Origin of the sequence: Maritalea sp. (assembly GCF_051251695.1) — a bacterium.
Classification (GTDB): Bacteria; Pseudomonadota; Alphaproteobacteria; order Rhizobiales; family Devosiaceae; genus Maritalea.
Genome location: NZ_JBPOEU010000001.1, coordinates 1 through 13,845 on the forward strand (window position 1 = coordinate 1; position 13,845 = coordinate 13,845).

17 protein-coding genes are annotated in these 13,845 nt (G+C 50.2%); all 17 read right to left on the bottom strand.

Annotated elements, in window-relative coordinates:
- A partial coding sequence (locus tag ACSHWX_RS00005; RefSeq protein WP_435666112.1) for a glycoside hydrolase family 108 protein occupies positions 1-512 on the bottom strand: 512 nt, incomplete at its 3' end.
- A 3-nt stretch (positions 513-515) separates the two neighbouring features.
- On the bottom strand, positions 516-1,853 hold the full coding sequence (locus tag ACSHWX_RS00010) for a DUF2793 domain-containing protein (protein ID WP_435666113.1): 1,338 nt from the start codon (positions 1,851-1,853) through the stop codon (positions 516-518).
- On the bottom strand, positions 1,850-5,692 hold the full coding sequence (locus ACSHWX_RS00015; protein ID WP_435666114.1) for a baseplate multidomain protein megatron: 3,843 nt from the start codon (positions 5,690-5,692) through the stop codon (positions 1,850-1,852). The genes ACSHWX_RS00010 and ACSHWX_RS00015 overlap by 4 nt, the downstream gene beginning before the upstream one ends.
- A 3-nt stretch (positions 5,693-5,695) precedes the next feature.
- Entirely contained in the window at positions 5,696-6,127 is a 432-nt protein-coding gene (locus tag ACSHWX_RS00020; protein ID WP_435666115.1) for an NlpC/P60 family protein, read from the bottom strand.
- Entirely contained in the window at positions 6,127-7,017 is an 891-nt protein-coding gene (locus tag ACSHWX_RS00025) for a DUF2163 domain-containing protein (protein WP_435666116.1), read from the bottom strand. Before ACSHWX_RS00025 ends, ACSHWX_RS00020 begins: the two co-directional genes overlap by 1 nt.
- Positions 7,014-7,637: a phage distal tail protein, Rcc01695 family gene (locus tag ACSHWX_RS00030; RefSeq protein WP_435666117.1), complete on the bottom strand. Its 624-nt coding sequence runs from the start codon at positions 7,635-7,637 to the stop codon at positions 7,014-7,016. The genes ACSHWX_RS00025 and ACSHWX_RS00030 overlap by 4 nt, the downstream gene beginning before the upstream one ends.
- Positions 7,637-8,191, bottom strand: a complete 555-nt coding sequence (locus tag ACSHWX_RS00035; protein WP_435666118.1) for a phage tail tape measure protein — start codon at positions 8,189-8,191, stop codon at positions 7,637-7,639. The genes ACSHWX_RS00030 and ACSHWX_RS00035 overlap by 1 nt, the downstream gene beginning before the upstream one ends.
- Complete coding sequence (locus ACSHWX_RS00040; protein WP_435666300.1) at positions 8,184-8,399, bottom strand: rcc01693 family protein; 216 nt, start codon at positions 8,397-8,399, stop codon at positions 8,184-8,186. The genes ACSHWX_RS00035 and ACSHWX_RS00040 overlap by 8 nt, the downstream gene beginning before the upstream one ends.
- Entirely contained in the window at positions 8,396-8,707 is a 312-nt protein-coding gene (locus ACSHWX_RS00045; RefSeq protein ID WP_435666119.1) for a gene transfer agent family protein, read from the bottom strand. The genes ACSHWX_RS00040 and ACSHWX_RS00045 overlap by 4 nt, the downstream gene beginning before the upstream one ends.
- Complete coding sequence (locus ACSHWX_RS00050; protein ID WP_435666120.1) at positions 8,707-9,123, bottom strand: phage major tail protein, TP901-1 family; 417 nt, start codon at positions 9,121-9,123, stop codon at positions 8,707-8,709. Before ACSHWX_RS00050 ends, ACSHWX_RS00045 begins: the two co-directional genes overlap by 1 nt.
- A gap of 11 nt (positions 9,124-9,134) precedes the next feature.
- Positions 9,135-9,548, bottom strand: coding sequence for a DUF3168 domain-containing protein (locus ACSHWX_RS00055; RefSeq protein WP_435666121.1), 414 nt, complete (start codon positions 9,546-9,548; stop codon positions 9,135-9,137).
- A complete protein-coding gene (locus ACSHWX_RS00060) occupies positions 9,541-9,894 on the bottom strand; it encodes a phage head closure protein (protein ID WP_435666122.1) in 354 nt (117 codons plus the stop codon). Before ACSHWX_RS00060 ends, ACSHWX_RS00055 begins: the two co-directional genes overlap by 8 nt.
- Positions 9,891-10,469: a head-tail connector protein gene (locus tag ACSHWX_RS00065; protein ID WP_435666123.1), complete on the bottom strand. Its 579-nt coding sequence runs from the start codon at positions 10,467-10,469 to the stop codon at positions 9,891-9,893. The genes ACSHWX_RS00060 and ACSHWX_RS00065 overlap by 4 nt, the downstream gene beginning before the upstream one ends.
- A gap of 78 nt (positions 10,470-10,547) precedes the next feature.
- A complete protein-coding gene (locus ACSHWX_RS00070) occupies positions 10,548-11,786 on the bottom strand; it encodes a phage major capsid protein (protein ID WP_435666124.1) in 1,239 nt (412 codons plus the stop codon).
- Positions 11,787-11,795: 9 nt separating this feature from the next.
- Positions 11,796-12,275 (bottom strand): HK97 family phage prohead protease, encoded by a 480-nt coding sequence (locus ACSHWX_RS00075; protein ID WP_435666125.1) that lies wholly within the window; start codon positions 12,273-12,275, stop codon positions 11,796-11,798.
- Between the two features lie 170 nt (positions 12,276-12,445).
- The gene (locus ACSHWX_RS00080; RefSeq protein WP_435666126.1) at positions 12,446-12,634 is read right to left on the bottom strand and encodes a hypothetical protein; all 189 of its coding nucleotides are present in this window, start codon (positions 12,632-12,634) and stop codon (positions 12,446-12,448) included.
- Positions 12,635-13,840 (bottom strand): phage portal protein, encoded by a 1,206-nt coding sequence (locus ACSHWX_RS00085; RefSeq protein WP_435666127.1) that lies wholly within the window; start codon positions 13,838-13,840, stop codon positions 12,635-12,637.
- Positions 13,841-13,845 lie beyond the last annotated feature (5 nt).

Consider the following 13,845-nt stretch of genomic DNA (forward strand, 5'->3'; position numbering starts at 1 on the left):
ATACGGTTGCGCCAACCTGTTCCAAAAACCGGGTAGGTTTTCAGCTTTCTCAAAAAGCTGTGCCGATTTTCGATGTATTGGGAAAGAAGTGCCTTCAAACTCGACCGCTCACAGTATTTTTCAATGGCCGACGTGGTTTTGGGTCCAATCACACCATCTACTTCTGTTTTCACGATTTTTTGCAGTTCTGAAATGGCTCTTTGCGGACCGCTATTCACGGCATAATCGAACATGGTGAAAGCGAGTGCTTCGGGTAACTCATCCGCTCGTATTCGGCTCCAATAGTATTTGAAGTAAATTTGTGCGGCTTCAACCCGCCCCATTTGCCTAACGGCCATTTTGGGCAACTTCCACCAAGGAGAGACCTTTCGAAATCGCGCTAGTGTTTTTCTTGTTATGCCGAACTTGGTCGCGCCACCCGGGTCCCTGGGATGATCCACATAACCGCCCTCATAGCGCAAAATATGTGATAGTGCCGATTGAAATGCTTCGTTTTTGGTTGGGTCAGACATCGATTAACCCACCATCATCATTGCAGGCACGATCCCATCATCTCGCCCTACGCGCACTCTGTCAGGAATGACAGCAGGCAAAGCGATTAACATTTGCGTTCCACTTGAGGCGAACGCGGGTAACAGCTCAGAAATTTGATGTGATGCAAATCGAGGGGCAACGTCTGAACACGCGTTGACATGTTGCCAACCGTCGGAGGGGTTTAACTCAATAAAATCAGGAATGCGTGCTCCATTTACCCAAAGCTGGTGGTTCAAGCCAGACAAGCAAACTGTGCCCGACAGCGCACAGATATAAACGCTAAGGGTTTGTCGCGCGCCGCCAATTAGATCGTATGAGCAAAGCCGATATTTTGAACTCCCGCCTTGGGTATTTTCATATTGAGTTCCCGCCCCAGCAACAATTTTGGCGACCCAAAACTCTGCGAAATATCTTGCCGCCGACGGTTCTCTGATTTGGTCCACCAATTGCTTGACGATCACATCATTGGCAGCACCTACGCCACCATAATCAACGCTATCGAAATTGAATTTGGCATGGCTTGAAATTGCCGCCCCATTTTCCATTTGCAAATAGGTCGGCGCGTTAAAGGTTGAGACTGCACGTGTTTTTTCCGTTGCAAACCGACCACTATCACCAAGCGCATTGATCTTGTGTGTGCTGCCTTTGCTATCAGGGGAAAGGCCTTGCGTTAGTTCAATTTCACCAGTTTGCGAGGAGATGCGCAGAGATGACGTCCAGTCAGATCCGTTGTGGCTGACTTTAATGGCGAAGTCATCGTCGCCAGCGATGCCCATTTCAGCTCGGCCAGACCAATTGCTCTGGAATGTCATGCTCGATGTGTTTGATACACCAGCTTTGTTGATGTTTAGGCGCACATCACCTGAACCCGTCTCATCGTTGGAAAACAAGATATTGTCTGATTTCACCGCCAACTTATTGGTTGCGTCTGCTGTTGCCCCAACGCCGACGAACTGGGCGTTTTGCAACAGCGAAGGTTGTTGGTCAAATCGCTGCCAACTACCAGCCGAAAACGAAAAGAGTTCTTTACTAGGTTTCACCCAAACCAGAGTGCCTTCAACGCCCGCATGATATTGCCATCCGTTGACATCATAGGTCGCAATTTTGCGTTCTTTTCCCGACCAAATGCCTGTCGGCATCGCCCCGATGATCCAAGAGTTACCGGGTTCAGGCGATGCAGGTGGATCATTGGTTTCAACGCTCTCCACCGCGAGATGCAATAGCGCATCAATCGCTCGGATAGATTCATTGTGAGTAATATGTTTTTGCGCCTGATTGGTTTCAATCAATGGCAGTTTATGGCGATCAGTATTTGTCAATTGAAGACACCTAAATTGCTATGGCCTGGCCCAAGTGCCAAGCTAATTTCGCGGACCTTAAAATCAAATTTTTCAGGTAAAAGCCCGAAGTCGGCGGTTTGATCTGCTGTAGAATATTGGAAAATCGGCGTCCCCGTTTCGATTGTTCGTAAAACGCCTGACGTGCCGATTATGTCGACTTGAAACCCAGAAGTTGCTACGTCTTGGGCAATATCGCTGCCCAACCAGATGTTTCCGTCTGCCCGGCCACGCCTTTTCCATGAAAGAGTGACGTTGCCGGTCACATCTCTTTGGGCGCGCAAGTGAACAGGAGCCAATGGAAGGTTGGGGCTAATCGAACTGATGCAATCGATCTTCTCGCCATTAACATCGTTTGGCCCAGCCAAAGCGGCTAAACTTGAGGTTTCTAGAGTGCTTGTAAATCTCGCAGCACCGTCTATGAGCATGATCGGCGATCCGGCGGATGCCGGTGTTTGAGCCGCATATTCTGTTTTGCCCAGTCCCCGCAAAAGATCAGATATTTTGTACCTATGTGGCGCTATTAGTGACGCCGTCGCAAAGCCAATAATTTCCCATTGGGCCAGATCATTTTTAACCAATAGCCAATTTTGCCCAGCAAGCACGCGGGCTCTATCAAGAGAAGAAATATGGCCGCTAAATAGTTCTATTTCCAATTCGGATTGCATGTCCCATGTTGCTAAATTCCGGGCCGCTGAAAGTTCGGATTTCAAAATACCAAGGGCGGCAGGTTTCGTTAGTTGCGCAATTTCGAGCTGATGTTCATCAACAATATTTATGATCCCCGGCCATGGCTTGGCATAGGAGCCAACCATCAAGTGCGATGAAAACTCGTCGGTAGCGTTTATTGCAGGCACTTGAGCAAAATAAGTGATTGGCAGCGACGCAGAAGCTTCGACAATCGCTGGCGCCGGTCGATTGCGAGAAATTGCTGACGCGACCTGTGGTTGTTGACCAATGCTTTGCGCCGTCACTTGGCGGGCAATTCCGTCTACAATCTTCATGATCACATATTTGGCGGGATCACTTGGAATTGAAATGACATCTCCAACTTCAAGCGACAGCCAAGCGGTAGAAACCGAAAGACCTATGGTCTTTTTATCCTCGCTGGCCGCGTCCAATTGAAAATCTGCAATGCGTCCGGCCGCGCCTTGGTCGAGCGTAAAGGGCAGCGTGACATTGGCAATTGCGCCATCTTTTTCAGAACTGTTGCGAAACAGGGAAGCCGAATTGTAATCCGCAAGCCGGTCTGCATAGCTTACATTCACCCGGCGAACGCGCTCGGCTCGGTCTTGATGTGAGCGCTCCAATCGTCCGTCACGTTCCATGACGTAATCGTTTTCGCTAAGTTGATGCACAATATTATCGCGTTGCCTGGTCAACGAAAGCCCATCTGGCCGATCTCGCAGCAACAAATGATCTGTCTTGATCAGCAATTCCACGTCTTGGCGCGCAGCTGAAGGCGCGCTGACCAAACAGCCCTCGACGAAACTTGGCGCACTGTCATCAACTTTAAGGTCGACACCAATATCTTGGGCAATTGAAGCCGCTAACTCACTTGCTGTCGCACATCCAAATCGTCCGGTCGTCCAGTGTCCCGTGTAAAATGACGGGCTATCCGACCAAACATCTTCTCGCAACGGAAAAGCAGGAAACGGACGGGCATCCCACGCCCATAAATATGTGCGTTCCGGGTCCAGCATTTTGCCGTCATATAAAGGCGAATTGGGATTGTTGGCGGAAACAAATTTTTGTTGCTCAGGCTGCCAATGGTCATAATGGGCGCGCAAAAACTGGCGCTGCATAGTTGGCTCTGTCTGCCCGATTGAATGGTATGGCGATTTATTTTCCGCGCTTTTCGGATCGGTAAAAGCGTTGGGCTGATTAGCCCCATTATTGACCGCACCGCACCCTAGTTCTGTAAACCAAAATGGTTTTGAGTGAGGGACCCAAGCCGTCGCTACCCCCTGTCGAATGCCACCCACTCGGTTGTGGTGGGCGTTTGACCACCAGCCTTGCAAATCCTTATATTTCCAAACCCAGTCTTCGTTGTGGTCTCCGTCACTGATAGGCGAGCGGATCTGCGCATTTCTGTCAGCGTCGCTCGCATAGTACCAATCAAACCCTTCACCTCCGGCGATATTCGACTTGAGATAGTCAAGGTCATGAACGATATTCTGTTGGATGAAATCAACATTTTCGCCAACATCGCGCCAATCGGAAAGCGGCATGTAATTGTCGATGCCAATGGCGTTAATTTCGCTATCGCCCCACAGTTCGTCGAGATGAAATAGTTTATCGCCTGACGCATCTCCAGGTTGATATCCGTGATATTCGGACCAATCAGCTGCATAGGTTATCTTTGTTTGGGCACCCAGAATTGCCCTTGCGTCATGGGTGATCGATTTGAGTGCAGAAACGAAGGGAAAACTCGTGGCGTTTGCCCGGACAGTGGATAAAGCGACCATTTCCGAACCAACCAGAAAAGCATCAACACCGCCTGCAGCCCGCGCGAGATTAGCGCAGTGCAGAATAAATCGACGGTATGACCATTCGTCAGGCCCAGTGTAAGTTGGCATGTTCCCGCTGACCGAGAAATGGCTTGCCATTGCTGTTCCAACAAAGTTGCTAATCTGCGCCGCAGCACCGGCGGTTTGGTCAACTGTTCCCGTTCGACCGATCGCCGGGTTGCAGGTAACCCGCCCCCGCCACGGGTAGTTTGCCTGACCAGTTTCGCCGCTATAGGGGTCTTCAAGCTGGTTACCCGCTTCAATGTCCATCATCATGAGCGGATAGATCGTGACTTTAATCCCGCGTGCTTTAAGGTCATTAATTGCCGCGATGACACTTTGGTCACTTGGGGTGCCACCATAAGCAGGGCCACCGTTGACTTGGCTACAAACTTTTGCTTGCTGGCGGGATAACCCAGCAACGCCCCACTCTACATCCTTGATGTTGCGGTCATGCCCCATAACGCGCGGTGTAACGGTACACTCCCCGCTGCGCAGGTCATCACCAAACCAACTCACCACCAATGCGACGTGCTTTAGGTTGGGACAAAGGGACGTTAGTTCTGTGATTGAAACTTCCCAGTCGGACTTGCCCAAGGTCTGGTGACTATTTTCTGACAGAACCTCGCCGTTGCCCAATAGACGGACGCGTGGCGTGGGGTCATAGCCGAATTCTGTCGCGCCGGGGATGACGCATATAGCTTGCGTACGTTCCTCAAGATCGCCAACTGGCTTGCAAAGCTCCACAGAGATTTGCGGAATGCGGTTGCCATATGGGGTTAGATCAAGCTGTTCAAACACCAAATAGGCTAGATTTCGGTACGCGGGTGCGTTGCCGGCACCCTGCTTTCCCTCGATCAAACTATCGGCCAATTGATCTTTTGTGCCGGTGTAAAAGCGATGGTTGACCTGCCGCAGGTCCATCAATTCTCCATCCGCCCAAATCCGACCGATATGGGGCACCGTTCCTTCACAAAGACCTATGGCAAAGTTTGCCGCGATGACCTCATCTTCTGATCCGCCGATAGATTTTATGCCCCCACCCGCCTTGGTAAGCCGTTCTAGTTCCGTTGCCCAGATGATGTTGCCTGAAACACGGGACCAGCCATAAAGCCGAGAAACGGGGTGCCCTTCCCGCGAATTGAGAAGCCTGATGTCGTTGGAAACAGGCTGTGAATGTTGTCCAAACAGTTGATTATCAACCACATTGCCTGCAAGTGCGCCGACGGCTCGTCCAATGGTCGCGCCCAAGGGGCCACCAAGCGCGCCGCCGATAAACTGGCCGCCCGCAGCAAGAAGTAATGTTGCCATTTGTTAGGCTCTTTCTGGAAAACTAAATTGAGCAATAATCCGACGTCGCCACCAATTGCTAAATGGAACTTCAACGACGCCCACCCGTTCTTGCGCGTGGATAAAATGATCGCTGTCGACAATAATCCCGCAATGTTTGGCTGCAGCGCCTGCCCGCATGTTGAACAGAACGACATTGCCTGTTTTCAACGGGGAACAGTTTTGCGTGATCAAGTATTTTGCGGCAATTTTGCCCAGTTCATGGGCATGTGTCTGGTCTCGCCAATTCGCGGAATATGGCGGCAGATCAAATTGGATGTCATCGATCAGATCACGCCAGACCCCCACAATCAGCCCTAGGCAATCGCAGCCCGCATGTTTTGTGGCCGCCTGATGGCGGTATGGTGTGCCAACCCAACTTCGGGCGCTGGCGACAACTTCATTTTGGGAAGCCATCAACGTACAAGAACTTTGCCGTCCAACGGATTTTCTCGCGTTGGATATTTCAACACGAACGCTTCACCAGGGATGTGAGGAAACCCTTGGAAGTTGAGCTGGTTTGAAAACTTAGCCATGCAAGTGCTAAAAGACTTATCGCACCCAACCACCACTTTTACCTGATCGCCAACAGCAACCAGCTCATTGTCAAATTGCTCGATGAACAGCGTGACTTCATTTGTAGATTTTGCGTGTTTTACAATGCGAATGGATCGGTTCTTACGTTCGCCGCTCATCCAAACCAGTGTGCCACCATTTGCCCAATTTTGTTCCCGTGCCTCAAGACCCGTCACCGTCAGCATGTTGTTGACCGGCGGTGCTGAGACCACGCAATTGGATGAATAAAGTGGATCATTTGCGTCAATAGCACATGCAGCATCGCCGAAATTCGCATTGCAATCTCGCTGATACAACCGCCCGCGCATTTGGTTGAAAGCAATATGTTGAGATCTCAACTCTGCTTTAAAGACTCCATCTTTTTCTGTAATTTCCCCAACAATATCGCGCCGAAAATGATGCCTGACCGATGAGTCACCCCAATTCACTTTCCATGTATCAACAATGGCACCTGCATATTGGCCATCTCGGATGTGCGACGCGATTATCCGATTGTCATCCAACCATCCCATCACGTCAGATGTATCAATGGAGCTTTCACTTTTTTGCACGGTGGCGGTCGGCGAAAACCCAGCAGAGGGGTGAAATTCAAGGCCATCAAAATTTATGGCCTGATCATGATCCGTAAAACCGAGCTTCTTGTCGTTGGTCTTTGTGATTATCCAGCAATTGCAGAGACTGGTTTGGCCAGTTTCAATATGGGTTTGAAATGCAGGATCAAACGTTCTCATAAACGGACCTCGACAAGTTTGATGGTTGGTGCAATCGCGGCGTTAAAACTGGTGATTTCAATATCTAGCCGGTCAGATGCAAAACGTACTGGCACGTCAAATTCAAACCCTGCTGAAACCAGAACACCAGCCGCCGGGGCCACATTTAGTGTGACGATGCCGGTGGCTTCATCCACGCCATATTGACTTGGAGCAAGCGCAACCCCAGCAACGCCGATCAGCGCGGTTCCCGCAATTGGTTTGTTGATCTCACGAAAATAGGGATCGAACGCAGCGCCATATTTCTTCTTCAATTGAAATTGTGTTTTTATCCCATCGCCAGTGCCAATCGCTTGATCCAGCGCTGTCGGGGCGTTTTCAGACGAGCTAAAATCAATAGGGTCTTTAAACAAAAACCCATGGAAGCTGCCGCGACGCTCTTCGAAGAAACTTAAGATTGTGCGTAAATCTGCCTTTGATTTCACCCCAAAACCAGCGTCATAATGGCGGCGTGAGTGTGCCCAACGTGAATTGCGATGTTCCGCGCCAGACGATAGTTCCACGATGTCTGTCGCCCATTGTGGACCACCTCTCGCCCCTAAAGATATCTCCACTGGAAATCGAATATGATGAAAGCCCATTAGCTTGCCCTCTGCCCTCTTCTGACGGCCCCAAGCAACGATGCGCCAATCTCTGCTTCTGCATGTTGGAAACTCTGCGCATCCGTCGCGTTTACGGTCATTGAAATATGCACTGGCGCGACGGAATTGGCCGCAACACCAAGCTGGCCAGAACTATCTCGGCTTAGCGGTAAAATTGCTTCAGCCCCTGCTTCACCCGCCAAACCAATACCGCCAGAATTCGGAAAAAATGTCGGGCGGTTAATCACGCCGCCTTTGGCGAAAGCCTGAACCTTTGGCAGCACTGGATTTGCCCCCGTGAAAATACCTTGTACAAGGTCTGAGAACATCCCGCCGACCGGCTTCAGGGCAGCCTTTAGGGCAATGTCAGCAAAACTCTTCGCAATATTGTTCAAGATAGAACGTAACGAACTGCCTTTGCTGATTGCATCGCCAAGCCCTGCGGCCAATGACTTACCGACCCCATCCGCGAGTTCCTTTATTCTTTTGACCTCGTTGTCTAGGTCGTCGAACTCATCGCGCCAATTCTCAGCAATTTTCTCGTCATCATTCATTAATTTGGTCCTCATCCGGGTACTTACGCGCAAGCTCTTCAAATGAATTGCGGTCTAGATTTAGGGGAACGGGGTGGCCACTGGCTTTGGCGATCATCAGCAACTCGCGGGGGGTTAGTTTCCAAAACGCGGTGGGCGACAGCCGTAAATAGTCAAACCCAATTCGGGCTGCGTCTTCCCACGGGAAACCTGTTACTTTGGAAATTATTGCTCACCAAAAGCTGCTGCGAGCAATTTCACAGCAATCGTAGCCGCCCCACGCGCGCCACCATTGATGCTCATATTTGCCAGTTCAACATCGCTTACCGCGTTGCCACCACCACGCAGGCCCGCCCCCACAATGGCGATCAAGTCTCTGGCCGAGACCCGTCCACCCTCAAACCGTTCCGCTAGTCCATTGAGGTCGCTTGATTGCAGTGATGCTTCTAGTTCGGCTAGCGCGCCAAGTGTGAGACATAATGTGTAGGTTTTACCGTCGATTTCTGCGTCGACTTCACCACGCATTTCATTTGCCATTAAGCTGCTGCCGAAAAGCTGATTTGACCGGCACTTTCCAGCGCAATTTCGAATGAAACTTCGCTTGTGTGATCAGCAGAGAACTCCAATGATGTAATTTGAAACTGACCTTCAATCGTGCCGAAGTCTGGCAGAATAAGTTGCCAATTGCGCAACTCACCTGAGAAAAACAACTCGCGAATTCGGGCGTCTGATGTCGCATCTTTAAAAACGCCACCACCCGATATGGAGGCTGTTCTGATACCGCCGCCCGCCAATAATTCACGCCATTGGCCAGCGGAATATGAATCTGTCGTATCGATGGACTGTGCGTTAAATGACATTTGACGGGTTCGAATGCCTGCAACAGTTGCGAAGGCTCCTGCGCCGGTCTCATCAAGCTTTAACAGCATGTCCCGTCCGCTTTGTGCGCTCATGAATAATGTCCCTATATATTTGAAATATCTAAATTAAACTGGGTTTGAACCACAACTTTGGTCCAACCGTTTCGCTTTTCGATCATGGTTTGCGTGCTGATATGGCTCGCTTGAATCAGCGAGTATGAGCCGCCATCTTTGGCGGTTGAAAGCACCACGTCACATAGGCGATCCGCTATCTCCAGTGCGCGAGCACGGTGTGGTTCCGATAACCAAACATGCCAATCGATCATGTGTGTTGAAAGCGAAGTATCTTGTGCGGCACGCCACCTCGCATTATGTCGAGAGACGGTGACATAGGGTGGTTTAACTTGTTTTCCCGGTGCATCAAAAATTCGATTATTGCCAAGCAAACCGTTCAATTGAACATCCGCTAGCAGGGCCGAAACCAGCGCGGTTTGTAAGTCTTTCATCGCCTTATTCATGGCGCGACCCGATGCTCGTTGGCTCCGAACAATAGCAGCGCAAATAAGCACGCCTGCCGTTGATATCGACAACATGATCGATATCATATTGCGCATTGCCAACCTTCATGCGATCGCCAACAGAAATATCTGCGCGAAATCGGATTGTGACCGTTTTTGCCAAAAACGATGATGCAGCGTCGCCTTGTTCGCCAATGCCTGACGCTTGGGTTCGTATGTTTGCCCATACCGTTCCAATACTGGAAAAACTCGTCACCTGCCCGCCACTTGCATCAATTGCTGTCTGGCGTGAAATGAGTTCGACCCGCTGATTGAGCGATCCCAAAGCGGGGATTTTTACGCTCATATATTCATCACCTTGTAAGGGGCGACAAGTTGATCAAATCCCAGCGGCACAATAGCGCCGCTGCCCGCCATCACAACTGCTTCGCGATTTTGGTACCAATGGCCGATGAGTGTTAGCAAAGACTGTTTGAGATCAGCAGGCACATCGTCGCTGGTGTTGCCGAAACCAACTTGATAGTCGATTTCAATCGCTGCATCCTCGCGCAACATCGGTTGACCAGAAATGGATTTCGGCAGCAAAAGCTTTGCAGGTGCAGAATGGTCTGCGCCGATAAATTGGGCCAGCGGTAATATCACAGGGTCACCATTCGTGTTGAACACACGTACTGCCACTAGATTTTGAAACGGGCCAAGTGGCAATTCCACTAGATTATTTTGTGGCCAGCAATCCAAAGTCTTGCGCCAGACTTGGGAAATGAGCGCGCGCCGTGTGAGGGTTTCAACATGCACACGCGCTGCGCTGATGAGTGTTGAGATCAGTTGATCATCCACATCGTCCGACACGCGCAAAAAGGTCTTGGCGGTCTCAAGGGTGACCGGCTCGACCGCAGGCCCTGTTAACAAAAATGATGTCATGGAAACTCCATAAAAGGGCCGACCCACCAAGCGAGAGGAAACTTGATGGATCGGCAAACTCAGTTCGCTATCAAAGAATTAGCTGGCTGAGTATTTGAGCAATTTGATTGCATCGAAGTCCAAGACGCCGCCGCCGACACGTTTGGTCGTGTAGAAAAGGACATATGGTTTTGCTGAATATGGATCGCGGATAACGTTCACACCCAACCGATCAACGATGAGGTAGCCACGACGAAAATCACCAAAAGCAATCGGCGTGGTGTTTACCCCGGCGTCAGGCATGTCCTCAGCTTCGACAAGTTGAAAACCCATGAAGCTAGGGCGCATACCGGGCTGATGACTTGGTTGCCACAAATAATTGCCGTCTGAATCTTTAAGTTTACGCAACTGTGCTTGAGTTCGGCGGTTCATCACCCAACTTGCATTTTGGCGGTAGCCAGCCTTCAGATTGTAAACAAGATCAATCAATACATCGCTGGCGTTAGATGAAGGCAAGTCACCCGCCTCACCTGTTGGCACATAACCAATATTGCCCCAAGACCAACTACTATCATCAACCTGCGGTGCATTCAGAAAGCCAGTCGGCTTTTTAACGCCATCGCCTGCAATAAAGGCAGCGGTTTCTTGCTCGGCAAAGGCCACTTCAACTTCTTCAGCAATCCATTGCTCCACATCGACTGCGGCATCATCAAGGAAACTAGCGGTCGCCGCAGGCATCGCATAAAGCTCAGTCGTTGGATATTCAATTTCAGCCAAGGTTGATGCGGATGTTTCAGGCCGCGCGTCCTTTTCGCCAACCCAGCCAACGGCAGGCCCGGAAATTGCGATGGGTTTTTTGTAAATAGCAGAAGAAACTTGGCGAATACTCGCGATTGAACGGATCGGCGAAATCGAAGCGAGACGTCGACCGATATCTTGGTCTGTTTCAGCTGGAACCAAATATCCGCCATCAGCATTTACACCAACGGACAAGGACTTTTCTTCGCCCTTGCGGACATAGGCTGAAAAGGCATCTTTATACTCTGTATCACCAGCCAAAGTTCCAGCATCTTGTGCCAAACCCGGGCGCATTTTTTGGCCCAACAAATGGTCCATCGTTGCCTTTTGATTGTCCATCGCGGCATTCAAACGATCAAGTTTTTGATCAAACAACACATCATCATTTTTGGTTTCAATTGCCATCAGACGCGCATTGTTGGTAGATTTAAACTCATCAAATGCATGCATAAAGTCGTCAAACAAATGCGTAACGTCGTCGTTGGCGTCAGCACGTGCGTGTGCCTTCACCTCAAGGTCGTGAGACTGGGTGGTAGTCATTGATATTCCTTATTGAGTTGAGGTTAGTAGCTTGGTCGCCTGCTTGATATTTTGCGCCAATTTGGGCGCACTGATGCGCGCCACGTCGAGCATTGGAAACGTTACGATTGAGATTTCCCAAAGGTCGATTTCAAATAGCCGTCTAGAGACAGCACGGGATTTCGCCGATGCGCGAATGGTACGAAAACCAATGGAAAGCCCATCAATTCCCCCCTCGCGGACAAGTGAAATAAGCTCTCGCCCGCGCGCAACATTTTCACTTAGTTGGCCGGTTACTTTTAAGCCTACATCGGTTTCTCGGATCGAATGCCAAACGCCAATCGGCTCTTTGGGATCGTGCTGAAACAACATGCGAATTTTGCTTGCACCGCGCGTGTTAATCGATTTCTCGAACGCCCCACGCATAACAACATCGCCGCCCTGATCGATCTTGCCAAAAATGCTCGCATAACCGGAAAAAATGCCGTCTTGGCTTATCTTAATGGTCATTTTGATTTTGAGGTCGCAGATTTTCCGGTCGCACGGCGCGATACCAGCCTGCGAGGTGGAGATTTGACAGACGAGGACTTGGCAATGCTGGAAACAATATTCCAGGCAAATTGTTGAAATTCACTTTTAACGGCATCAGACATGATGGCATTTCCTTTCAATTTTCGGCCTTAGCCTTTTCGCTTGAACAGCTTGTTGATCGCCGTAATTTCGTTGACGAAATGGTCAAAACGACTGTTGGCGATGGCCAATTCTTTCAGTGTCCAAACCAGTAAAGCGCTTGAACTTGCAGCCCACAAAAAAAGAGCGAGGTGCGCTAAGTCACCTCGCTGTGCAAATGTTTGAGCAATTTCATTCATTTAGTCCTCCCTGTGCTCCGTATTTACGGGGCTAATATTGCTTGAAGTATGTTTTGGCAGTCCGATCAGCTCGCGCTTTTCGTCCGCAGTAAGGGTGTTGATGGCGTCGATTTGCGCCCAGTTCGCTAAACGCTCATCTGCAATGGCTTCGATGACCTCAAAATTGGGCACCAAACGCCATTCACCGGGGATTGCAGTTCGCAAACATCGTGTCAGCGAAGCGCAGGTTTTTACCATCTGTGGGATGATGGTTTGCCGCCAAAATGCGCGGTTTGCCTCGCGATAATTCGAATATGTGTTATCGCCTGCAAGACAAAGCAACATTGGGGGTACGCCAAACGCCATCGCAATATCACGCGCGGCGCTGTTCTTGGTTTCTATAAAATCCATATCGCGTGGGGACATGGACAGTGCCTTCCAATCCAGCCCGCCTTCCAAAACCATCGGACGGCCTGCATTTGTGGCCCCTTGAAAACTATCGTTAAGTTCGGATTTTAGTCGTGCGAATTGGTCAGCGGTTAAATTCCCCGCCTCTGCGCTGTAAATCAAAGCACCTGAAGGTCGCGCCGCATTGTCGAGCAGTGACTTATGCCACTCGCAAGCCTTATTGTGCGTATCAATTGCATCCATCGCTGCGCTGATTGGCGCAAGCCCGGAATGGTCGTTCGTTGGGTGAAAATTGCGCAGATGAATAACCGGCACCGGATTATTCTTATTCGGCGTAATTCGCCGTTTTTTGCTGCCAACTTTGTAATCATACGCGTTGATCCAACCGTCATTGCCCACGACGGGGAAAACGCGGTCTGGTCGCAGCGGGTAAAGCTGAAATTTCGCATCGTCGAACTGCAACAACTCCAAATAGGCGTTACCGCTCAATTGAAGGTGCGCGAAAATTGTTTCCAGCAATTCAGGACCCGCGCAGTCAGGGTTTGGCGCACTCAACAGATCAAGCACCGGATGAGCAGCCAGGCGCTCCCCGCCATCATCGACCAGTAACGGCACCCTCGCCGCACTTTGGGCGATCAATGTCACCGAGCGATGGGCAACCGGGTTTTTCATCAAGCCATGTTGGGCAAATGAGGCATAAGACCGACCCGACCAACTGGCAGATTGTGTATCGACCATCGAAATATAGGAGTGCGCCGATTTCGTTTCGGCAGGTGGAAGCGCCCGGCGCGAAAGCAACCGGTCAAAGATATTTCCCATAAGAA